This window comes from Prevotella heparinolytica (genome assembly GCF_002998535.1).
Lineage (GTDB): Bacteria > Bacteroidota > Bacteroidia > Bacteroidales > Bacteroidaceae > Bacteroides > Bacteroides heparinolyticus.
On record NZ_CP027234.1, the window covers coordinates 1,056,414 to 1,080,347 of the forward strand.

General features: G+C 40.6%; 25 protein-coding genes. 5 read left to right on the forward strand and 20 right to left on the reverse strand.

Annotated elements, in window-relative coordinates; all coding sequences use genetic code 11:
- From C3V43_RS04380 to C3V43_RS04395, 4 genes are all read left to right on the forward strand, one after another.
- Complete coding sequence (locus C3V43_RS04380; RefSeq protein WP_106068759.1) at positions 1-378, forward strand: 2-amino-4-hydroxy-6-hydroxymethyldihydropteridine diphosphokinase; 378 nt, start codon at positions 1-3, stop codon at positions 376-378.
- A gap of 64 nt (positions 379-442) precedes the next feature.
- Positions 443-1,198: a 3-deoxy-manno-octulosonate cytidylyltransferase gene (gene kdsB, locus C3V43_RS04385; RefSeq protein WP_106068760.1), complete on the forward strand. Its 756-nt coding sequence runs from the start codon at positions 443-445 to the stop codon at positions 1,196-1,198.
- A 15-nt stretch (positions 1,199-1,213) separates the two neighbouring features.
- Positions 1,214-2,503, forward strand: a complete 1,290-nt coding sequence (locus C3V43_RS04390; RefSeq protein ID WP_106068761.1) for a M16 family metallopeptidase — start codon at positions 1,214-1,216, stop codon at positions 2,501-2,503.
- Between the two features lie 70 nt (positions 2,504-2,573).
- Positions 2,574-3,746, forward strand: coding sequence for an MORN repeat-containing protein (locus tag C3V43_RS04395; RefSeq protein WP_106068762.1), 1,173 nt, complete (start codon positions 2,574-2,576; stop codon positions 3,744-3,746).
- A 317-nt stretch (positions 3,747-4,063) separates the two neighbouring features.
- Here the strand turns inward: C3V43_RS04395 and C3V43_RS04400 are convergent, their stop codons facing one another.
- The 3 genes from C3V43_RS04400 to C3V43_RS04410 form a co-directional block, all read right to left on the reverse strand.
- A complete protein-coding gene (locus C3V43_RS04400; protein WP_106068763.1) occupies positions 4,064-5,311 on the reverse strand; it encodes a DEAD/DEAH box helicase in 1,248 nt (415 codons plus the stop codon).
- Positions 5,312-5,447: 136 nt separating this feature from the next.
- Complete coding sequence (gene serB / locus C3V43_RS04405) at positions 5,448-6,677, reverse strand: phosphoserine phosphatase SerB (RefSeq protein ID WP_106068764.1); 1,230 nt, start codon at positions 6,675-6,677, stop codon at positions 5,448-5,450.
- An 82-nt stretch (positions 6,678-6,759) separates the two neighbouring features.
- On the reverse strand, positions 6,760-7,656 hold the full coding sequence (locus C3V43_RS04410) for an IS5 family transposase (protein WP_106068765.1): 897 nt from the start codon (positions 7,654-7,656) through the stop codon (positions 6,760-6,762).
- Between the two features lie 231 nt (positions 7,657-7,887).
- On the opposite strand from C3V43_RS04410, the gene C3V43_RS04420 reads away from it, so the two are divergent.
- Positions 7,888-8,388: a peroxiredoxin family protein gene (locus C3V43_RS04420; protein ID WP_106068766.1), complete on the forward strand. Its 501-nt coding sequence runs from the start codon at positions 7,888-7,890 to the stop codon at positions 8,386-8,388.
- A 188-nt stretch (positions 8,389-8,576) separates the two neighbouring features.
- Here C3V43_RS04420 and C3V43_RS04425 read toward each other — a convergent pair whose 3' ends face one another.
- From C3V43_RS04425 to rpmB, 17 genes are all read right to left on the reverse strand, one after another.
- Complete coding sequence (locus tag C3V43_RS04425; RefSeq protein ID WP_106068767.1) at positions 8,577-9,704, reverse strand: universal stress protein; 1,128 nt, start codon at positions 9,702-9,704, stop codon at positions 8,577-8,579.
- A 108-nt stretch (positions 9,705-9,812) separates the two neighbouring features.
- Positions 9,813-10,088, reverse strand: coding sequence for a DNA-binding protein (locus tag C3V43_RS04430; protein ID WP_106068768.1), 276 nt, complete (start codon positions 10,086-10,088; stop codon positions 9,813-9,815).
- A 209-nt stretch (positions 10,089-10,297) separates the two neighbouring features.
- Entirely contained in the window at positions 10,298-11,140 is an 843-nt protein-coding gene (locus C3V43_RS04435) for a tetratricopeptide repeat protein (RefSeq protein WP_106068769.1), read from the reverse strand.
- Positions 11,141-11,150: 10 nt separating this feature from the next.
- Entirely contained in the window at positions 11,151-12,995 is a 1,845-nt protein-coding gene (locus tag C3V43_RS04440; protein ID WP_106070461.1) for a BatD family protein, read from the reverse strand.
- A 23-nt stretch (positions 12,996-13,018) separates the two neighbouring features.
- Entirely contained in the window at positions 13,019-13,726 is a 708-nt protein-coding gene (locus C3V43_RS04445; protein ID WP_106068770.1) for a tetratricopeptide repeat protein, read from the reverse strand.
- The gene (locus C3V43_RS04450; protein ID WP_106068771.1) at positions 13,723-14,751 is read right to left on the reverse strand and encodes a VWA domain-containing protein; all 1,029 of its coding nucleotides are present in this window, start codon (positions 14,749-14,751) and stop codon (positions 13,723-13,725) included. The genes C3V43_RS04445 and C3V43_RS04450 overlap by 4 nt, the downstream gene beginning before the upstream one ends.
- A gap of 51 nt (positions 14,752-14,802) precedes the next feature.
- Positions 14,803-15,786, reverse strand: a complete 984-nt coding sequence (locus tag C3V43_RS04455) for a vWA domain-containing protein (protein WP_106070462.1) — start codon at positions 15,784-15,786, stop codon at positions 14,803-14,805.
- Between the two features lie 53 nt (positions 15,787-15,839).
- Positions 15,840-16,919 (reverse strand): BatD family protein, encoded by a 1,080-nt coding sequence (locus tag C3V43_RS04460; RefSeq protein WP_106068772.1) that lies wholly within the window; start codon positions 16,917-16,919, stop codon positions 15,840-15,842.
- 7 nt (positions 16,920-16,926) lie between these two features.
- On the reverse strand, positions 16,927-17,796 hold the full coding sequence (locus tag C3V43_RS04465) for a DUF58 domain-containing protein (RefSeq protein WP_106068773.1): 870 nt from the start codon (positions 17,794-17,796) through the stop codon (positions 16,927-16,929).
- Between the two features lie 92 nt (positions 17,797-17,888).
- On the reverse strand, positions 17,889-18,884 hold the full coding sequence (locus C3V43_RS04470) for an AAA family ATPase (protein WP_106068774.1): 996 nt from the start codon (positions 18,882-18,884) through the stop codon (positions 17,889-17,891).
- A 190-nt stretch (positions 18,885-19,074) separates the two neighbouring features.
- Positions 19,075-20,214 carry an HU family DNA-binding protein gene (locus tag C3V43_RS04475; RefSeq protein ID WP_106068775.1) on the reverse strand — a complete coding sequence of 380 codons (1,140 nt, stop codon included), beginning with the start codon at positions 20,212-20,214 and terminating at the stop codon, positions 19,075-19,077.
- Positions 20,211-20,510, reverse strand: coding sequence for an HU family DNA-binding protein (locus C3V43_RS04480; RefSeq protein WP_106070463.1), 300 nt, complete (start codon positions 20,508-20,510; stop codon positions 20,211-20,213). Before C3V43_RS04480 ends, C3V43_RS04475 begins: the two co-directional genes overlap by 4 nt.
- 77 nt (positions 20,511-20,587) lie before the next feature.
- Complete coding sequence (gene rimO, locus C3V43_RS04485; protein ID WP_106068776.1) at positions 20,588-21,886, reverse strand: 30S ribosomal protein S12 methylthiotransferase RimO; 1,299 nt, start codon at positions 21,884-21,886, stop codon at positions 20,588-20,590.
- Positions 21,883-22,842, reverse strand: coding sequence for a signal recognition particle-docking protein FtsY (gene ftsY, locus C3V43_RS04490; RefSeq protein ID WP_106068777.1), 960 nt, complete (start codon positions 22,840-22,842; stop codon positions 21,883-21,885). Before ftsY ends, rimO begins: the two co-directional genes overlap by 4 nt.
- Before the next feature lie 384 nt (positions 22,843-23,226).
- Entirely contained in the window at positions 23,227-23,385 is a 159-nt protein-coding gene (locus tag C3V43_RS04495; protein ID WP_106068778.1) for a DUF4295 domain-containing protein, read from the reverse strand.
- A gap of 13 nt (positions 23,386-23,398) precedes the next feature.
- Positions 23,399-23,587 carry a 50S ribosomal protein L33 gene (gene rpmG / locus C3V43_RS04500; RefSeq protein WP_106068779.1) on the reverse strand — a complete coding sequence of 63 codons (189 nt, stop codon included), beginning with the start codon at positions 23,585-23,587 and terminating at the stop codon, positions 23,399-23,401.
- A 22-nt stretch (positions 23,588-23,609) separates the two neighbouring features.
- The gene (gene rpmB / locus C3V43_RS04505; RefSeq protein WP_106068780.1) at positions 23,610-23,870 is read right to left on the reverse strand and encodes a 50S ribosomal protein L28; all 261 of its coding nucleotides are present in this window, start codon (positions 23,868-23,870) and stop codon (positions 23,610-23,612) included.
- Between the last annotated feature and the right edge of the window lie 64 nt (positions 23,871-23,934).

Sequence of the window (23,934 nt, forward strand, 5' to 3'; positions counted from 1 at the left end):
ATGGTTTACACAATCAGCATTGGCAGTAACGAGCAACGGAAAGAGAACATGGCTTTGGCGCGCCGACGCCTGATCGAGCTTTTTCCGGGAATATGTTTCTCAAAAGAGGAGGAGACATCCCCCTTGCTTTTTCATCGTCCTGCTCTGTTTTCCAATCAGGTGGCACGTTTTTCCTCGGAACAGCAACCTGCGGAAATCCTCTTGCGACTGAAAGCCATAGAGCGTGAAGCCGGCAGAAAACCTGAAGAAAAGAAATTGGAGATTATCAGACTGGATATTGATTTGCTTTCTTGCGACGACACAGCCTATAAGCCGGAAGATTTGAAACGAGATTACATCGTGCACGGTTTGGAACAACTATCCTCTGGCCGCTATTAAAGAATAAACGTCGTGCTTTTCATCCACCGAACCGAAGCAGACGAAGATAAAAATAAAATTTGAAATGAAGTTTTTAGGAATTATTCCCGCCCGCTACGCATCTACGCGTTTCCCGGCCAAGCCTTTGGCTATGTTGGGTGGAAAAACTGTGATACAACGAGTTTATGAACAAGTGGCCGGTATATTGGACGATGCCTATGTGGCTACGGACGACGAGCGAATAGAGAATACCGTAAAGGCTTTTGGCGGAAAGGTTGTTATGACTTCCGTCCGTCACAAGAGCGGTACCGACCGATGTTATGAAGCCTATACCCGGATAGGAGGAAACTATGATGTCATTGTGAACATTCAGGGTGATGAACCTTTCATTCAAGCTTCTCAATTGCAAGTAATCAAAGCCTGTTTCGACACTCCTTCCACCCAGATAGCCACCTTGGTGAAACCCTTCACTGCCGACAATGATTTCGAGGCTTTGGAAAACGTAAACTCTCCGAAGGTCGTACTCGACCGGAACATGAAGGCTCTCTATTTCAGTCGCTCCATTATTCCTTATCAGCGCAATGCCGACAAGAAAGATTGGTTGAAGAATCATGTTTATTATAAACACATCGGCCTGTACGCCTATCGTGCAGAGGTATTGAAGGAGATAACGTCACTTCCCCAATCTTCGCTCGAATTGGCTGAATCGTTGGAACAACTGCGCTGGCTGGAAAATGGATACAGCATCAAGGCGGGCATCACCGAAGTGGAGACCATAGGCATAGATACTCCACAGGACTTGGAACGCGCTGAGAGATTCCTTGAAAGTTGTAGTTTATAAACTTATCGGAATAGCATGCTGAACCGAACGAATCGTCCTGCCGTCATAGAGCCGGAACAACTGGCCGTACAAAAGCCGGAATTTGTATTGTTGCCTAACGGCATTCCCTTGAATATACTCAATGTCGGTGACAACGACGTGATGCGCGTAGATTTATTAATGGGGGGAGGGCGCTGGCAGCAGACCTGCCCTTTGCAATCGTTGTTCACAAACCGCATGCTACGTGAAGGAACCAAACGCTACACTACTGCCGAGATAGCGGAAAAGTTGGATTACTATGGGGCTTGGTTGGAACTTTCCAGTGCTTCGGAATATACGTATGTCACACTCTATTCATTGAACAAATATTTTGCTGAGACACTGGATGTACTGGAATCTATTATAAAAGAACCGACGTTTCCGGAAAAAGAATTGAATGTAATTGTAGATAGCAATATCCAGCAATTCCTCGTCAATTCGTCCAAAGTGGATTTTCTTGCGCATCGTGGATTGATGAGCGCCTTGTATGGTGAGCAGCATCCCTGCGGACGGTTGGTTCGGGAAGTCGATTATCGGCACATCACCCCCGATGTTTTGCGCGAGTTTTACAATCGTCATTATCATTCCGGCAATTGTAGCATTTATCTTTCGGGAAGAGTGACGGACGAGAATCTATGCAGAATAGAGAAGGTGTTTGGCAATGAGTCTTTCGGCAAGGATTTCCGCAAACCTGATAAGAAAGAGTTTTCTCCTGCCACTCTGTCCGAAAAGCGCGTCTTCATAGAGCGTCCCGAAGCCCTGCAAAGTGCTGTCCACATGGGCATGCTCTCTTTGGATTATAGCCATCCCGATTATTTGAAAACACGTGTGCTGGTGACGCTTTTCGGAGGATACTTCGGCAGTCGTCTGATGTCCAATATCCGAGAGGAAAAGGGATATACTTACAACATTTCGGCCGGTCTCATGTCCTATCCCGGGCAGGGAGTACTGGTTATTAACGCTGAAACTGCCAACGAATATGTGGAGCCTCTTATCGGGGAAGTCTATTACGAGATGGAACGGCTTCAGAATGAACCGGTATCCGACGAAGAACTCGGCATAGTGAAGAACTATATGTTGGGAGAGATTTGCCGTAGCTATGAGTCACCTTTTTCTTTGGCGGATGCATGGATTTTTGTACAAGTATCCGGCTTGCAGGATACCTACTTTGCTGATATTCTGAATGTGGTAAAAACCGTCACACCCCAAGAAATCCGTAAACTTGCCGAATGTTATTTTTGCAAAGAGACATTAAAAGAAGTGGTATCCGGCAAAAAAATGTCATAAAAAACGGAAAGCTACGCCTTATGTAAAGAGATAAACCTTATCTTTGTGCATAATACTTAGTTTTTAATCCATGAAATATCTATATACAATACTCATTCTGACTTTATTATGCCAAGCCAATATCGTGGCTCAAGAAAAAAAAGGAACTTTCTTGAATAAGGTGAAAACTACTTTTTCATCCGAAATTACCATAGGAACTTATACTTTTAAGGAAAACGGAGCTATATATACCGGTGAAATGAAAGGTCGTAAACCCAATGGAAAAGGTAAGACCGTCTTTAAAAACGGGGATATATACGAAGGCGAATATGTGAAAGGCAAACGGGAAGGATATGGAATCTATATTTTTCCGGACGGCGAAAAATACGAAGGACAATGGTTTCAGGATCAACAACATGGTAAAGGTATCTACTACTTCATGAATAACAATCGCTATGATGGTATGTGGTATCAAGATTATCAACATGGCAAGGGAGTGATGTATTATTATAACGGCGACCGTTATGAAGGCGATTGGGTGAATGACAAACGAGAAGGAGTAGGTACATATACATGGAAAAACGGCTCTAAATATATCGGTCTGTGGAAAAACGATAAGAAGGACGGTAAAGGAACGCTGACTTGGAACGATGGTTCCAAATACGAAGGTCTGTGGAAAAAGGATGTTCGCGATGGCAAAGGAACTTTTGAGTATGCCAATGGAGATAAATACGTGGGAGGCTGGCTGGATGACATGCAGCATGGTAAAGGTCTCTATTTCTTCCATACGGGTGACCGTTACGAAGGTTCGTATGTTCAGGGTGAGCGCACTGGTGAAGGTATTTATTATCATGCCAATGGCGATAAGTATGTAGGTAATTTCAAAGACGGTAAGCAAGAAGGTCGTGGTACTTTTACGTGGCACAATGGTGCCGTGTATGAAGGCGAATGGAAAGATAACCAACGTAACGGATATGGTATCTACAAATGGAATGTGGGCGATTCGTACGAAGGTGAATGGAAAGATAATAAATTCAATGGCCGAGGCATCTTGATACAGACCGATGGAACAAAGTATAAAGGCAGTTTTGTGAACGGCATGGAAGAGGGTAATGGTGTTTTAGAAGATAAAAACGGAAATCGCTATGAAGGCTTTTTCAAGCAAGGGAAAAAACACGGCCCTTTTGTTGAGACTGACAAGAATGGAAAAGTGATGAGAAAAGGAACCTACAAAATGGGGAAATTGGAAGCCAATGATAGATGATAAGAGGCATTGGCTTATTTTATAGTGCCGAGAAATGGACTATGCCACTGGCAAACTGGGCACTCATCTCACAACAATTGGCCATAAAATTTGGAGACAGGTATGAAATCATGTAACTTTGCAGGCGGAAAGGCCCCTCATCTGGAAAACACGATTGGAAATCGTGTCTCCCATCTGAGGTTAATGTAATAAGAGAAATGGTCTTGACACAGTTCAACTTACACTACCTATAAGAGAACTTATAACTGAATCCCGTTTCTATTTACACAAAATTATGGATACTGCCTTTTTATACTTATCTCTTATTCTTTCTACTTTTATGAACGTTTAGGCTTATTGTTTTGCCTATTCCGGTTGTTCCTGTTTCTCGGTTTACGACCATCATTTCCCCGTTTATTTCCACCAAACGACTTTGGATTATATTCAGGAGCTTCTCCAAGTTCCTCTGGAATCGGTATCTTATAAATATCTTTTTCCAGAAAACGCTCAATGGCCTTAAAACTCCCTTGCTCTTTTTCAGATACAAAAGTGATGGCTACACCGTCATTGTTTGCACGGGCTGTACGACCGATGCGGTGCACATAATCTTCACTGTCATGAGGAACATCATAGTTTATCACCAAACGAATATCATCAATATCAATGCCTCTCGCCACAATATCCGTAGCCACCAAGATATTGATGCGCCCGGCCTTGAACTCATACATCACGGCCTCACGCTGTGCTTGCTCCAGATCAGAGTGCATCTCACCGACATTCAGTTTCATTTGCTTCAAAGCTTTAGTCACCTCTTTCACTTTCAATTTGGAGGAAGCAAAAATGATGACGCGCTCCGGCGTTTCTTCGGCAAACAAATTACGGATAATCCCCAACTTCTGATTTTCATAACAAACATAAGCAGCTTGCACAATTTTCTCTGCCGGCTTTGAAACAGCAAGTTTAACCTCCACCGGATTATTGAGTATATTGCTGGCCAGCTGTTGAATCTTGGCCGGCATAGTGGCAGAGAACATTATTGTTTGACGCCCTTTGGGAAGATATTTGACTATCTGCATGATATCATCATAGAATCCCATATCAAGCATACGGTCCGCTTCGTCCAAAATAAAATAAGAGACGCGGGAAAGGTCAACATACCCCAAGCTGAGATGAGCGATCAGACGACCGGGAGTAGCAATGACAACATCAGCACCTAAAATCAGCCCTTTTTTCTGCTGCTCAAACAAAATACCGTCGTTACCACCATATACGGCCACGCTGGATACCGGCATGAAATAAGAAAAGCCTTCCATCTGCTGATCTATTTGTTGAGCTAATTCGCGTGTGGGAGCCATGACAATACAATTAATGGCATCTGCCGGATGGCCACCTTCTGAAAGTTTATTCAGTACAGGCAATAAATACGCAGCGGTTTTTCCGGTTCCGGTTTGTGCTACCGCTATCAAATCCCGTCCTTCGAGTATGACCGGAATAGATGTTTCTTGTATAGGCGTGCACTCTTCAAAACGCATGGCATCCAACGCATCGAGTACATTGTCATTTAAATTCAGTTCGGCAAAATTCATGTATATCTTTTAATTTGAGCTTATTTATGCTTTTGAGACAAAGATAGAAAAAAGACTTCTAAAATAGGATCTTACGTAAAATAAGTTCTGTAAGGAGTTCTATTAATTTCAACTGTATCGAAAGATTTTGGTTATGTTATTGAGGAAGGTCAATATACGAATCCTTAAATCCTAAGAAATAAAGAACTCCGTCCAAGCCAATCGTATTAATTGACTGCTTGGCATTGGCCACCACTTTGGGTTTTGCGTGGAAAGCAATTCCCAGACCTGCAACGCCAAGCATTGGTAAATCATTGGCTCCATCACCCACGGCAATGGTTTGAGCAATATCTACTTTCTCAACTTGAGCTATCAGACGCAACAGTTCGGCTTTTCGTTTGCCATCTACCACATCTCCCAAATAGCGGCCGGTCAACTTTCCATTTTCTATTTCCAGTTCATTGGCATACACATAATCTATTCCATACTTCTTTTGAAGATATTGTCCAAAGTAAGTGAAACCTCCTGAAAGGATAGCTATCTTGTAGCCATATTTTTTCAACACATACATTAAACGATCCACTCCCTCTGTGATAGGTAGACTTTCTGCAATATCTTGCATCACAGACACATCTAAACCTTTCAACAGAGCCACTCGCTCGCGGAAACTTTCTATGAAGTCAATTTCACCGCGCATGGCACGCTCGGTAATGGCTTTTACCTGTTCGCCCACTCCCGCACGTATGGCAAGTTCGTCAATAACTTCGGTCTCTATCAGAGTAGAATCCATATCAAAACATATCAAGCGCCGCATCCGGCGATACATATTATCTAATTGAAAAGAGAAATCCATTTCTAAATCCGCCGCCAATTTCATCAGTTCTTCCTGCATGGCAATGCGGTCTTTCGGCGTGCCTCGTACCGAGAATTCAATGCATGCCCGTGTACGGGACTCATATTCATTCAAAGGGATGCGCCCTGTAAGTCGCTTGATGGCATCAATATTCATGCCTTGCTCTGCCAGAATGCGAGTCACTGTGGCGATTTGACGAGCTGATAACTTACGTCCCAACAATGTAAGAATATAACGATTCTTACCTTGCATGCTCACCCAGTTTTCATACTCTTTTACTGTAATGGGATAGAAACGAACAGTTACTCCCAAAGACGAAGCTTTAAAAAGCAACTCTTTCATAATGAAACCTGAGTGTTGCTCCTCTGTCTTACATAGGATTCCCAGTGAAAGAGTATTATGAATATCTGCTTGTCCTATATCTAAAATAGTAGCATCATATTTAGCCAGAATTTCTGTGACAGAGGCTGTCAAACCGGGACGATCTTCCCCTGTAATACGAATCAGGATGAGTTCAGTGTTCAATTGTTGCATAGGCCACATCTTTTTGATAATCTAATAGGTTACAAAAGTAGGTATTTTTTTTGCTATCTATGCTAAATAACATTGAAGTGATTTAAACTTTTCTTTTTCTCAAATATTTCCTTAGCAGAATTACCATAAATGCAATATAGTTCCATGATTCGCAATTCCTAACCGTTGTTTCAAATCGATTTAAAATAGTTCTGTAACTGTCCATCCATGCATTGGTCCTCTCAATGGCATAACGTTCAGCATACAACAGTTCGTCCACAACGGTATTATTGGGAGTCCCGTTTCTTTTATTGATGCAGATATTGGAGACTACTCCATGACAGCCAAGTACACTTCGAAGAGCTTTACAGTCAAATCCGGCATCCGCATTCAAGAAAAGACCATCTGTTCTGACTTTTGCAATCCCAAGGTCATGCATCATGGAGCGGATTACGTTTTTTATGTCATGAGTATCATGATGTTCGCCGCTTTTAGGAGAAGACATGATAACCGGTATGCCTTGCCGGTCTGTAATATAAAGAGCGTTGGTTGTCTTGCGCTTTTTTCTACCCTGATAACCAACCTCCTCTCCACCACGCATAGCTACCGTATGACTTCCGTCAAGGTCTACACTTGACATATCAAACTTTGTACGGTGCTTATTCAAAAGATGAAGCCAAAGAGACTTCCATTCACCTTTTTTACTCCATTTGTTATAATGATGGAATACCGCACCATAGGTCAGAACCTTGTCACTGAACAGGGAATCTACAGGTAAATATTTCCACTGACACCCTGTTTTCAGTTTATAAAGAATGGCATTTACGATTTCAACAAGACTTCTTTGAGTTACGAAACCACGTTTGCCCACACATAAATGAGGCAATATTTCACTTTTTATTGTATCTTTGTCCAACAAAGCGTACATGGGGATGTTGTTATGAATGAGTTTGCTCACCCATAATATAACAATTTTAGCTATTAGTACGCTGTTTATCATTTGATCAATTAGTTTAAATCACTTCATAAAAAGATGGATATTAAAAGCAAGTTTTTTAGTTGTTTATTTGGAGGTTTGTTTAATATTTACTTACCTTTGCACCTGATTTCTGAATAAAAGGCTTTGAATATCAATGATTTTTCATTATTGAAAGTTCAAAGAAAACTATGTTCCGGGAAGAAATCGCTGTTGAAGGGCAGGCCCGGATAGTACTAACCAAAACCGCGTTACATGAAATATGTAAAATGGATTTTTGTTGTATTACTGATAAGTTCCTTGACTTCTTTTGTAGAAAAAGACAAATCTACCGGAGGTTTGAATGTGGGTGACATGGCCCCGGATTTTAAAATCCAATCCATGTCGGCTGGGCAATCGCAAATCGACCTTTCAGACTTGAAAGGCAAGTATGTGTTGCTCTGTTTTTGGGCAAGCTATGATGCGCAATCCCGGATGCAAAACGTAAGTTTAAGCAATGCGCTCCGCTCTGCTTCCCGAAATAATGTAGAAATGGTTTCTGTCTCATTCGACGAATATCGTTCAATCTTTGAAGAAACCATTCGTAAGGATCAAATAGCTACGCCCACTTGTCTCGTGGAAACTAAAGGCGAATCTTCCGGCCTTTTCAAAAAATATCGTATAAGCCGTGGATTTACCAGCTATTTATTGGATGATAATGGTGTGATTATTGCCAAAAACATCTCTGCTTCGGAACTTTCTGCTTACTTGAATTAAGCGAAGCATTTGCTTTTATTGCTTGATAATTTGTAAGATGAAAGTGGGAATGTTCTCTCGAAACCGTGTTTTCAACGGAAAGAAAGAGAGTGAATAATACAACAAAAGGGACTGTCCAAAAAGTCGGATAGTCTCTTCATTGCCACATATTAAACATAACGTTGATTACAAAAGAAGCAAATTTGTATTTAGATCTGGCCATATACAACCAATAATGGCGTATCAGAATGAAAAATCATTTTTCTGGCAATACCAGGATTAAATAAGCGAGAAAATATATTTCTTTTATAGGAAGTCAATGTGATAATATCAATATGATTGTTCCTTATATAATGCTCTAAGTGACTAAGTAAATCATCATTTGTTACAATGTCATAGTGAAATTCTTGTTGTGGATATTGTTTTTGAAAATATTCCTTAATTCCTGCCAGTTTAATTTCAGTCCAAGCATCTTGCACTTCCGAAAGATGAATCAAAGATATAGAAACATTAAATGGTTTCAAATAATTAATAAAGGAATCAAGAACTATTAAATCTCGTTGATCAAAATTAGTAATAAAAGCAATTCGCTTAGCTTCAGTAAATCGTTTGAATGGAATATTTTCAGGAATGGCAAAGACGGGTATATGACTACGTTCAATGACTTCAGCCGTCACGCTGCCAATCAAATCAAAATCTTTCTGATTTTTGCCACGAGTACCCATAACGATAATACGTGGTCTGTATTCTTTAACATATCGTAATATTTCTTCCTCCGGAATGCCTTCACGTAAAACGCAGGAGTACTTGATATCAGGAAATTCTCCGGAAATAACTTTCTCTTTCACTTTAGCAGACAATGCTTTTAAATCGGCATGAACTTTCTGCAAGATATTTCTCACATTTTCTTCATCGCTTAGCTGATAGTTAAAAATATCTCCGTAAGGTAGAGATGTTGCATATATCGGAGTAAAATAGACATGCAACAACACGGCTTCAGCATCTATATTCTGAGCTAGGTTAAAGCCAAACTCGCATGCTTTTAAAGAATAACCAGAGAAGTCTACCGGAATCAATACTTTATTATTATTTTTCTCTATTTTAGGGGTCTTTCCCCCTACTACTTCTTCTGATAACCATGATGAACTTTCTGTGATTCTCAAGGCATGAGGTAAGTCACTCTCTTTGATGCGTACACGAACACCTGAAGAAACGACCGGTTGTATTTGATTTACATTGTGGATATAGGTTTCTATACCCTCATTTTCAAGTACATTCTTTAGAATCTGAGCTTTGACGTAGGTCAGAATGGCTAATGTTACTAATTTATCTTCCATACCTTATTGTTTTTAAGAGGGTAATCAGATTAACCCGTTGATGTTTTTTCTTCTTTGACAAATAAGAAATCCCAACTGTTTTAGCAATTGGGATTATATACTTCTTTCTTAGACTTGAATGGGCTCTGTAGCTTTATCAGCCATTTCATCCAATATTTTTAAAGCACGTTCCAATACTGTAGTGTCATCAATCATAACTAATCCGCCATCCGGCCCAGGCTCCAAGTGAATTCCAACACTTTTCCCTTCTTTAAAATTATGTCCGCCGAAAAAATTTCTTACTGTATCAACATTCAGTCCTAATTCATCAGCGATTCTATGCATGCTTCCGGTGGGTAATGAGTCCTTAATTTTACGTAATTCATTAAATGTTATTGTTCTCATATTGATAAATTTAATGGTTAATATTCTTTTACTCTTTTATTATTACGCTATAAACTTAAGGAAAAAAAAAGATAAAACAAATTATTTCCTTATCTTTTTTCAAAAAGCGATCAGTTCCTAAGAAGAGAATATCATACTTCGCTGGTTGACAACATCAGCTTTTTATCTTAGAGAGCAATCAGAAAAGATGGAAAATGAAAAAAGAACAATTAAATCCCTTCTATTGTAATATTAGGCACCCACCCGACTTTACCATCTTCCAAACGAATTTCTTTCCATTCGCGCATGGAATTATCCTTTATTTCAACCTTGCACCCTTCATGAAGAATAAATAATCCCACACCACTTTCACTAGGTGTACTACGCACCGTGACGCTGGGTACCAATACAATAGCATCGTTACGCTCAGTCAATTGATGTTTCTGTTGCGCTGCAAAGACATTGCTCAAAATAACCAGCACCAACCAAACACATCCAGCAAAGAAAGTCACTTTTTTCACAATAATCTGCTTTGAGAAAAAGAAAAGAGAACATGATACAAGTAACAATATAAAAAACATAATTCCTAATTTGGCCCATGCATCTACATTAAGCATATTTATCAATGATTTAGTCCACATCACAAAAAATATTTCCGGAACCGGAACAATCTTATCAACTGTCTTTGCACGCGCTATCTCCAGATTGGCCTGAATATCCGCATTTCCGGGCTGCAACAACAAAGCACGTTCGTAATTCAAAATAGCTTTGGCTATATCATCCGTCTTATAATAACTGTTCCCAAGATTATAGTATACTTCGGCCGCTTCCCCCTTCTTCAATAGGTTTTCATAAATTTGAATGGCAGAAACATAATCATTTCGCATATAAGCACTATCTCCTTGGAGCTTTGTAACATCGCCTCCTTGTTTTTTAGCTGAAAAATCAGCATGAGAATCGACTGAAAGGGAATCATTGGGAACTTGCAATGTATCTTTTGCTAGATTCTGGCCATAAGTAGCCAATGTTATAACACAACTAAGAGCTAAAAATAATATCTTGTTCATTATCATATCCTCCCGATTAACGTTTAATTGAGTTTTCCATTTTACTGATAAGTTTCAGTGAAGCCGAATAAACCTTATCCATAGCTTGATTGTCGTCGCCTGGAGCGAAGTGGGCAAACTCACATTCGTTCAGTGTCTCCAAAAACTCCTTTATCAGGACATCATCGACACCATAATTGCGCAGTTCCTCTTCGATATTGTCTTTAGACAAGCGAGACACCGGAATATTCAGTTTGTCACTGATATAGCCCCAAAGAGCTTTCAGTACTTCATCATAGAATGCATCTTTTTTATTATCAGTCAGTAATTTACCAGCCTGCTTCATTCGTTTTACAGCAACTTTATTGGCTTTTTTTGTACGCATACCCGCAACATTGGCATTAGCAGCTATCTGTTTACGATACACAATAAAGAACACAATAAATGCAATACTCGGCACCAAATAGAACAACCAATATATCAAGGAACCAAAAAAGAAATCGCCTCTTTGAGACAAATGAACATCATTCTGTTTAATAAAGCGAATATCTTCATTCAGCACTTTCAGGTCTTCTTTATTTGTGAAATTAGCAATAGTTTGTTCTGCGTTGCCGGCACCTTTTTCCACATGAAGTACATACTCTTCTGTTCTCAAAGTCTTATATGAACGAGTATTAATATCAAAATAGCTGAATGTTACGACAGGAATCTTATATGTTCCGGCATTACGCGGAATGGCCAAGTATTCAATCACTTTACTACCGGAAAGTCCTGAATTTGTCAGGCGAAATTTATTGTCAACTTTCGGATCGTAAACTTCAAAATCCTCAGGAAATTTGATTTCCGGATTGGACAACAATTTCAGATTACCCGTACCTGAGATAACAAGTTTCATCGTGACTGCATCATTTGTTTTGACATTTATACTGTTAATGGAAGAAGTGATATTGAACTCTCCCACTCCTCCTGAAAAATCCGTAGGTTTACCTGCTGGCAACGGTTTCACATCAATCGTCATTTGAGGAGTCAGAATTGCTTTTTTAACTTCCACGTAGTTGCTTCCTCCATTGAAGAACGCTTCAAAGGGATCGGATACCTGTGTTGCCTTGGCTATGGAAGCATCGAAACGGGCGGCATCTATCGTCAGTTTACCTGATTGCTGCGGAAACAACACGAACTGGCGATAGATTGTTGTTTGATAGTTCCGGCCTTTATAATGTTCCAGTCCCCATCTCCTGTCATTTGGAAGTTCCACTTCCTGAGAATGGAATCCCTTAAAATCTGGAAGTTTTACGTTGTCGAACATACGCAAATCAACCAGCGTATATATTTTATATGTCAGCAAGAAGGCTTCCTGCTCATATACTGTGGTCTTACTGGCAGTGGCAGTAATAAACAAGTCTGTATTTGATACCGATGTACTTGAAGAAGCACGACTGGCTGTACCTTCACTTTGTTTACCATTATTTCCTGAAGCTCCGTTAGCAGCCTGATCTGCCGGAATCACTTTCACACGTACCGAGTTTGAAACCAATTGATTGCCGTCAGCAATAATGGTCGCACCCGGAATGGAAAAGTTTCCTTCCGAAGTTGCCATCAAGATGTAAGTAAATGTAATGCTGCTCGTTGAAGTTGTCTGCCCATTAATTATTTGCACACTGCTTTGTTCCGAACGACTGGGTCCCATCAATACATCAAATCCTTTCATGGACGGAGCACGAAAGTCTCTTACTTTCTGGGTAGTCACTGTATACGACAATCTGAACTGGTCTCCTACTGCCACTACATCTGGGACGGATGCAGTAAATGAGACTTTACCATCAGCAAAAAGCTTCATGCTGACTGTTATCAGCATTATCCATAAGAAAACAATTTTTCTCATATAGAATTTCTTCATAATATTTGTTACCAATCTTTTTCCAAGCGACTACCCTGAATGACCTGTTGTTTTTTCACCTTATCTTGTACATCCTTTTCATCCTGCATAATTGAGTTCAACAGCTGCTCGGCATTCTCCTTGGACATCTCATTCTCTTTTTTCTCCGGTTTTGCAGGTGATTGCTGCTGTTGTTCTTGATTCTTATCTTGATTTTGATCCTGCTTTTGTTTCTCCTGTTCTTTCTGTTGTTCGTTTTTATCCTGATTCTGATTTTGGTTTTGATTCTGCTGATCATTCAGCATCTTCTGGGCCAATGCAAGATTATAACGCGTTTCATCATCTTTCGGGTTGTTGCGCAAAGACTCCTTATAAGCTTCCACTGCTTTAGCATAATCTTTCTGAGAATGGAATATAACGCCCATATTATGATAAATCTGTGATAATTTTGACTTATCCTTTTCTATTTTAGTAGCTGTCACATATTGCTCCATGGCTTCTTTGAGTTTATTCTGATGAGCCAGCGTGTTCCCTAAATTGAACATGGAAACGGTCGATTTAGGATTAACCTCCAAAGCTTTCCGATAATTCACTTCGGCATTCACATAGATACTATCTTTAAAAAAGCGGTTTCCCTTACGGATAAAGTCTCGTTCCGCTTTCTGGGCAGAAACAGAGACTGCCAAAAACAACAAGGAAAATATTCCGATATACTTTTTCTGTAACATACGCATCATTTCTTATTGGAGAATAAATGAACATTGCGAAACAAAGGATTCTTACGTTCCAATATCAGCATTTCAATCAACAGCAATAATAAAATAATCCATGCTATTGCCTGAAACTGCTCATTAAATTCCGTATAGACTTGCGTTTCCACATCTGCTTTCTCCATTTTATCAAGTTCCCGACTGATGGCCTTTTGTGCTCCGTTTGTATTGTCTACACGTACATATATACCATTTCCCGCTTGGGCAATCTCCTGACACATTTGTTCATTCAAGCGGGTTACAATGACATTACCATCCCTATCACGACGATAATCATTCGTTCCTTCTATCGGAATCGGAGCACCTTCGGGCATACCTACCCCCAATACATTTACCTGAATGCCCTTCTCCGCAGCAGCTTTTGCAGCTTCCACCACACCACCTTCATGATTTTCACCATCGGTAATCACAATGATAGCTCGTCCCACTCCTTCTTGTGGAGTAAAACTGCGAGTAGCTAAACTGACAGCTGCTCCAATAGCCGTTCCTTGTTTGGATATTAATGAAGGATCTATGGATTCCAAAAACATTTTGGCAGAAATGTAATCGCTCGTAATAGGTAACTGCGTAAAAGCATCGCCGGCAAAGACTATCATGCCTACTTTATCATTCTGCATCTTATCGACCAATTGTGCCACCAATCGTTTCGCCTTCTGCAAACGGCTTGGCTGTACATCTTGTGCCAACATGGAGTTAGAGATATCTAAAGCAATCATGACTTCCACTCCCTGACGTTTCACCGTTTCCAGTTTAGAACCGAATTGCGGACGAGCCAGTAATACAGCAAACAATCCGATAGCAGCAAATACCATCCAGAACTTTACATCCGGACGATACTTGGAGACATCGGGCATCAATTGTGCCATCAACTCTGGATCACCAAACTGGCGAATGGCTCTCTTTCTTCGATAATTAGAGTACAAGTAGAAAGCTGCCAGCAGAGGCAATAATAACAAGATGTACAAATATGCAGGTTCTTCAAATCGAAACATTTCTTTATTTACTATTTTACGATTTACTATTTACCACTTTATATCTAAAAACTATGGAATCTTCTTCAAAATAGAATTACGCAACAAAACTTCCAGTAATATGCATAGGAAGGCTACCAATGCAAACCAGCGAAACTCTTCCTTGCGTTTACTGTATTCCTTTACATTCAGTTTTGTTTTTTCCAATTTATCTATCTCTTCATACACTTCTTTCAGCTTCGAGTTGCTGGTTGCACGAAAATAATTACCCTCGGTGGTCCCGGCAATCTGTGTCAAGGTCTTTTCGTCAATTTCAACCGGCATATTTACATACTGAACGGTTCCGCCTACCGGATAAGGATATGGTGCCATCCCGTTGCTCCCCACACCAATAGTATAAACACGAATACCAAAGCTCTTGGCAATCTCTGCAGCCGTCAAAGGAGAGATATCCCCTTTATTATTAACACCATCCGTTAACAGAATAATCACTTTCGATTTAGCTTTGCTATCTTTTAAGCGGGTAACGGCATTGGCAACTCCCATTCCTATAGCTGTTCCATCTTCAATCAGCCCGCATTTCATGTCTTTAAGCAGATTCAACAACACCGTATGGTCTACCGTCAGCGGACACTGCGTAAAACTTTCTCCGGCAAATAAGGTTATGCCGATATTATCATTCGGACGGCCATTAATAAACTCCGCCGCTACATCTTTAGCCGCTTCCAGACGGTTTGGCTTCAGGTCTTCGGCCAACATACTGGTCGAGATATCCATAGCAAGCATTATATCAATTCCCTCAATCTCACTGTTTTGCCAGCTATCAGTAGTTTGTGGGCGCGCCAAAACTATAATAATCAATATCAAAGCTATGATGCGTAGCATAAACGGAACATGCAGCAAATAGTTCTTATAGCTTTTGGGAGTATGGGCATATACACGAGCATCCGAAATCTGAAGCGTGGCTTCATTTTTCTTCCGTCTCATGATATACCATACTATATAAGGTATAAGCAACAGCAGCAAAAACAAATATTCAATATTGGCAAAAACCATATTCATTTACTATTTTAACCATTTACAATTTACGATTGAAGCTCTTTCAGCCGCTAAGCAAAATAATTGTACAACTCCAACCCTATATATATCAATGAACCGACTATTGCAGAAGCCAATGCCGTAATACCTACACCAAGCATTATTTTAGTACGCAAAGAACGTTTCTCAATGATGGTTATCTCAGTGGGCTGTGGTTTGGCATTTTCGTCTTCTTTCTCCTTGGTTTCATTTATGAATTCAATAGCATTAATCAAATTAGCATCATTCTCATTCATCAATGGATTATGCTTGGCAAATTTCACCAAATCAGCTGTCCGGAATAAATCACGCAAATCGGATATAGCCTCTTTATCTTTCATTTCCAATAGTTTATCTATAATTTCGGAAGAAGTCATTTCTAAGGCATTGAAACCAAAGCGATTCTTTATATATGTACGAAGAGCGTCTGTTAGTTCCGTATAGTACTCCTTCGATTCCCCTTTCTGCCAAACTTTCTCATTTTTTATGCGTTCCATTTCCTGCATAGCCAATTGATGGGGAGGCAACTTCGGCTCTACTTTTATTTTACGGATAATAGGCTTATTGTCGAAGAAACGTTTAATCAGATAAACAAGCAATATACTCAACGGAATAATCAGCAGCGCACAAACTATAAATCCATACCAATCTTCCCAAGCAAAAGATGGTTGCATCACGGTCTTAGGCCCGAAAAATTGCTCCGGGTTCTCCGCATCCAAAGGCACATTCACCGAATATACTTTCAGTGCCAACGCTTTAGAAGCATATTTCTTGTTATCTACCGTCACTTCCATAGGAGGCAGGTAATAGAGAGCAGAATCAAACGAAGTAACCGTATACTCTTGGGTAATCAATGCGCGTTTACCGCCATTCAGCAACTGTGTGTCCGGCTTGGCCACATCAATAATCTCTACTCCTCTTACCAACGTATCGGTGTACACCGGAAAGATGGCGCGCTTGTTGGCATCCAAAGACACTTGAAGTTTTATCTTTGCTTGTTCTCCGATAAGAATCTGCAAAGAGTCAATCGTAGCATCCACCGTCACGGACTGAGCTGTCGTCTTGCCGGTCAATGCCATCAGCAACGTTATCAGAAATAAATATCTTTTCATTTTCCGATTAATTTCGTTTAGCAAACAAGTTCATCAAAGCCTTGACATAATCCTGATCAGTACGCACCGACACATTATCAACATTGCTTTTAGTAAACGTTTCGTTCAGTTTCGCCTGTTTGTTACTCCACCATTCATGATGAGCACGACGAACGGCACGCGAAGATGTATCGATCCACTGTTCATGCCCTGTTTCAGCATCTTTGATTTTCATCAGACCTACTGCCGGCAACTCTTCTACACGTCGGTCGTAAACCTGAATGGCCACTACATCGTGCTTTCGGTTGGCAATAGTCATAGCGTTTTGAAAACTTTCCTCATCAATAAAATCCGATAGGATAAAAGCGGTGCAGCGGCGTTTCATCACATTGGTGAGATATTCCAACCCGAGGTGGATATTCGTTCTGCGGCTTTCTGCCTGGAAATCCAGCAGCTCACGTATAATGTATAGTATATGTTTACGTCCTTTCTTGGGAGGAATAAACTTCTCTATCCGGTCTGAAAAAAAGATAACGCCGATTTTATCGTTATTCTGGATGGCCGAAAAGGCAAGAGTTGCGGCAACCTCCGTTACCATATCCTTCTTCATCTGCTTTACTGTTCCGAATTCCAGACTACCGGAAACATCGACCAGCAACATCACCGTCAGTTCTCGCTCCTCTTCAAACACTTTTACGTAAGGCTTGTTGAAACGAGCGGTAACATTCCAATCAATGTCGCGTATATCATCACCAAATTGATATTCACGCACTTCGGAAAAAGCCATTCCCCTACCCTTAAAAGCCGAATGATATTGTCCGGCAAAGATATTATTGGATAATCCGCGCGTCTTTATTTCAATCTGACGGACTTTTTTTAAAAGTTCTGTTGTCTCCATTGATTTCTACATCTCATTAACCAAAAACTCGAAACCTCCTGAAAGAAAGTTCTTGCTTTTTCATCCGCACTTTCAAGCTACACATCTGTACATCAAGGCACTTCAACCTTATTCAATATCCTGCTGACGATTTCGTCCGAGGTCATATTATCGGCCTCCGCCTCATACGTCAAACCGATACGATGACGCAATACGTCGTGTGCCACGGCACGTACATCTTCCGGAATCACATAACCGCGACGCTTGATAAACGCATAGCTACGGGCTGCCAATGCCAAATTAATAGAGGCACGAGGCGATCCTCCGAAACCAATCATTCCTTTCAACTCTTTCAAATCATATTTTTCAGGATAACGTGTGGCAAATACGATATCAACAATATATTTTTCAATCTTCTCATCCAAATAAACCTGGCGAACAACCTTACGAACCTCTACAATCTCATCTGCTTTCAAAATCGGCTTTACACTAAATTTATCGCCATTGATGTTTTGACGGATAATCAGTTTTTCTTCTTCCAGCTTCGGATAGTCGATTACTACTTTCAACATGAAACGGTCTACTTGCGCTTCGGGCAGCGGATAAGTACCTTCTTGTTCGATCGGGTTTTGCGTCGCCAGTACCAAGAACGGTTCGGGCAGGCCGAAAGTCTCTTTACCGATAGTGACCTGACGTTCCTGCATGGCTTCCAATAATGCACTCTGCACCTTGGCAGGAGCACGGTTTATTTCATCGGCTAATACAAAATTGGCGAAAACAGGACCTTTCTTCACTTGAAAGGTTTCGTCTTTCTGGCTGTAGACCATTGTTCCTATAACATCGGCCGGCAACAAGTCGGGCGTAAACTGAATACGGCTGTATTTAGCATCTATCAACGATGCCAGTGTTTTGATTGCTAATGTTTTTGCCAAACCGGGCACACCTTCCAACAATACATGTCCATCAGACAACAACCCGATTAACAACGACTCTACCAAGTGCTTTTGTCCTACGATGACTTGGTCCATGCCCGTGGTAAGATTGGTAACGAAAGCGCTTTGTCTTTCAATCCGCTCATTCAATTCGCGAATGTCAATTATTTCAGCCATAAATCAAATTATTTTTTGTATTTAACTTCTTCCTTTTATCCGGTTTCTAAAACCGGTATTTAAATTCGCTCCCAAAAGTACAGTAATAAATTAACCATACCAACTAATATTTATTAAAAAACGATTTGAAACCTTTAGATTAAACTACTTTCATAGAGTTTAGTATTTAACAAAAAAAGAAGCAGTACATTTACTGCTTCTTAGCCAATTTGGGAATCTTGATAATAGTACCATAAGGTACATTATCCGGATTCTTGATTACATCCGAATTATGCTTCACGATATAAGGCCAAAGAGCTTTTGTCCCATAAAAGCGCAATGCTATTTTGGTCAATGTTTCTCCTTCCTTGACTGTATAAACGGTTTCCGTTCCAACAATTTGATAGCCTACGGAATCCGGCTCAAAAGGCACGGAGGCCTTTGGTTTTTCTTTTACCGAAACCGATTCCGATATTATCTCCTCTTTTGCAACAGGATTCGCTGTTGATGCAGCCACAGCTATTTCTATAGTATCCGTTCGGCTTATCTCTTCAGTAGAATCCCTTAGAGTAATACTGTCAGGCAATGCTGCATTGTTCTTATTGGCAGAATCATCTGTTTGGGGCTTCTTTTTTTCCTCTACCAAGGGTTTAGTCACCAGTTTATCAAGTAGGTCAGGCTGATATATGAAGACTACAGCAGCTCCACACAATAATATCACCAAAACAACGATACCAATGAAATATTTCATGGTTGAAGCGTCAGAGGCATCTTTCTTATCTGTTACAACATCTTCATTTGTTACAGCAGCTATTTGAGGGATATTAGCTTCTCCGGTAGGAATGTCCTTCTCAAGATCATTTATCTCTTCAGGCGTGATAACTGTTCCTGGAGATACAGAAACCGATTCAGCAAAATCTTCCAACATAGGGGTGGAAATAACTTGTGACACTTCAATCATGTCAGTTTCCGCCCCATCGGCTTCCTCCTCATTCTCATCCTCCAATGGCATATCTTCAAAGACGATTTCATCATTCAGAGGCACCGATTCAAAATGAGAAAAGGGTTTGTTTACTACATCCTTCAGTGCTGAATCCGGTGTAAATGAAACTTTAGTATGACCTTGAATTTCAAACCTTTCTCCTGTATTTACATTGACACTCTCACGGCTTCCTACCCCTATCAGTTTAAAAGTACCCAATCCTTTTATTTTCACATATTTGTCTGTTTCCAACGCTTCCTCTATCAGCTGAAAGAATTCTTTCACAAAGCCATCGGCATGCTTCTTGCTCATACCATGCTTTTCGGCAAGCATATCAATCAAGTCCTGTATATTCAGTCTTTTATTCATAACTCGGAATTAATAAAGGGCAACTGTTTAAACTTTTCTTTTAACAGCGTACTGGGTTTATAGGTCAACACTAATTTAGGAGGTACCAGCATACGTTGTTTGGTATTCGGATTGACAGATATACGTTCTGCCTTCTTCTTTACTTCGAATGTTCCAAACGTCTGTATAGAGACAGCATTTCCTTCCTCCAATTGCCTTGTCATGTTCGACAGCAATGAAGCAATCAAATCAGAAGTATCCTTCAAAGTGTACCCCAATCTGCGTGATAATTCGGAAATAAACTCTTTATTATTCAAAATGCCTGCTTTAAAATAAAACACTTTGCTATATTAGCAAATCCTCTCCATATATGCAAGATGCTCAAGAAAAATAGTTAGATTATTCGTCCATAAAGGTCGAAATCATCGGAATTTACGATCTCCACTTGGTAAAAGTTACCAATATTCAACTTCGATTCTCCACGCTCTATCAGCACCTCCGGATCTACTTCCGGAGAATCGAACTCTGTGCGGCCGATATAATAGTCACCTTCTAAGCGGTCAATGATAACCTTCATCTTCCGACCTACCTTCGCAGCACTCAACTCTCCTGAAATAGTCTGCTGAATAGACATCAGTTCGTCCAGACGTGCTTGTTTCATCTCTTGCGGAATTGTATCTTCATATTGTGTGGCAGCATGAGTACCTTCCTCTTCAGAATAAGTAAAAGCGCCCATCCTGTCGAAACGTATCTCACGGACAAAATCTTTCAACTCTTCAAAATCGGCTTCCGTTTCTCCCGGATGCCCCACCATGAGCGTTGTGCGAAGATGAATGCCGGGTACCTCCTTGCGGAACCGTTCTATCAGCCCATAAGTTTCGGCCTTCGTTACATGCCGACACATTCTCTGCAACATATTGTCACTGATATGCTGCAAGGCTATATCCATATATTTACACACATTGTCATGCTCACGCATCACACGAAAAAGTTCTGTAGGGAAGTGCGCAGGATAGGCATAATGAAGACGTACCCATTCCACACCGGGAACGGTTGCTATTTGCTCAATCAACTCGGGCAACATTTGCTTTTTATACAAATCCACACCATAATAAGTCAGTTCTTGTGCAATAACCTGAAATTCTTTAACGCCACGTGCTACCAAGTATTTCACCTCATCCAAGATTTCCTCCATTGGACGGGATACATGTCGCCCCGTAATGATGGGAATGGCACAATAAGAACACTTCCGGTCGCAGCCTTCGGATATTTTCAGGTAAGCAAAATGTTTGGGGGTTGTCAACGTACGCTCTATATGCAATTCTTCGCGATAGGTCTTTCCCAAATCATGCAGCAGTTCCTTCCAATTGAACTTTCCGTAAAATTTATCGACCTGAGGTATTTCTACAGCCAGCTCTTTAAGGTAACGCTCCGAAAGACACCCCATCACGTAAAGCTTCTCCAAATCACCTTCTTCCTTGGCTTGTGCAAACTCCAGAATCATATCAATGGATTCTTGCTTCGCATCTCCTATAAAACCGCAGGTATTTATTACGGCTATTTGCCCTTTGGGAGCTTCGGCATCATGCGTCACAGCAAATCCTACATCTTCCAACTGGCGCATCAGATGCTCTGAATCCACCAGATTTTTAGAACACCCTAATGTTATGATATCAACTGTTTTTCTTCTCATGCATTTTCTCCAAATAATGAAGCTACGAATTCTTCTTTACGGAACACCTGCAAATCTTCCATGCCTTCACCCAGACCAATGTATTTAACCGGTATTTTAAATTGATCGGAAATGCCGATGACGACCCCGCCTTTGGCAGTCCCATCCAATTTGGTGACAGCCATTGCCGTGACTTCAGTAGCCAGCGTAAACTGCTTGGCCTGCTCAAAGGCATTTTGCCCTGTAGAGCCATCCAGCACCAACAACACTTCATTAGGCGCGTCGGGAACCACTTTCTTCATCACATTCTTTATCTTGGTCAGTTCATTCATCAAGCCCACTTTGTTATGAAGGCGTCCGGCCGTATCAATAATCACCACATCCGCGTTGTTGGCTACGGCAGAGTTTAACGTATCAAAAGCAACAGAAGCGGGATCGGCACCCATTTTTTGCTTCACCACCGGAACTCCTACCCGCTCGCCCCAAATCACCAATTGTTCAACAGCAGCGGCGCGGAAAGTGTCGGCAGCACCTAAATACACTGATTTGCCAGCTTTCTTAATTTGATATGCCAGCTTACCGATGGTCGTGGTCTTTCCTACTCCATTGACACCTACCACCATAATTACGTATGGTTTATTTGCAATCGGCGCCTCAAAGTCATCTACATCGTCAGAGTTATTCTCCGTGAGCAAGGCTGCAATTTCATCGCGCAAAATCCCATTCAGTTCCTGCGCATTCATATACTTCTCGGCAGCAGCCCGTTTTTCAATACGTTCGATGATTTTCAGAGTTGTTTCCACACCTACGTCTGAAGTAATCAATACTTCTTCCAGATTATCCAACACCTCATCATCTACTCTCGATTTACCTGCAATGGCACGTGCTATTTTACCGAACACACTCTCTTTGGTCTTAGATAATCCCTTATCTAATGTCTCTTTCTTCTCCTTGGAAAAAAAACTAAAAAATCCCATATACTAAAAAAGTTTTATGCAACTCCATTTCAGAGCCGGCTTGAAAAGCCCGTGGACAGCATATGCCGTTCATCTTCCTTTCCCAATTTACACCCCTACATGTGTAAGCTTACGCTTGTACAAGTGAAAGCTTACACTTGTACAAGTGTGAGGCGATGCTTGTACAAGCGTAAAACACTGAACATCTTCGTGTTATAAAAATGAAAATCATTCACCCACGGGAATTTTCGGACTATTCTACATTTTGCACAAAGATATAACAAAACTAATGAATAATAAAACCTTCATTCTTTTTTTTAAAAAAGAAATCCCCTCACCGGAATAACCGATAAGGGGAGCTTTATATGATTCGTCAGCGCTTTACAGCTACCGCATTCATCTTTTTTATTTTTTGAAAAAGTCTTGCACCTTTTCGTTGGGAACCATTTGTTCATCAAAGGAATAAGCACCGGTTTTCGGAGACTTAACCATTTTAATAACCTTTGTATAAGCACGACCTTCTTTATTTCCATCGTGCAAACTTGCTACTGTTTTCTTTGCCATGGGTTATACTATATTATTTAATTTCTTTGTGTACTGTCACTTTCTTCAGGATAGGATTATACTTCTTCAGTTCCAATCTTTCAGTTGTATTCTTTCTATTCTTCGTTGTAATGTAACGAGAAGTACCCGGCATACCGCTATCTTTGTGTTCTGTACATTCCAGAACCACCTGTACTCTGTTACCTTTCGCTTTTTTTGCCATAATCAGTGTTCTCCTCTACTTTTTAGCCAATAACTCTAATGCTTTTCCAATCACAATAACCTTTAGCTACTGCATCTTTCAAAGCAGCGTCCAGTCCTTTTTTATTAATAACGCGCAAACCATTAGCGCAAATGCTCAGGCTGATCCAGCAATCCTGCTCTACATAATAGAACTTCTTGTTAAACAAGTTCAAATCAAAGGTTCTTTTTGTTCTTCTCTTTGAGTGTGAAACATTGTTGCCAATCATGGCCTTCTTTCCGGTAATTTGACAAATCTTTGACATTTCTATCTTATTTTTTATAGTTTTCTTTTTTGTCTATTTCAAACAGAGCGCAAAGTAAGTACTT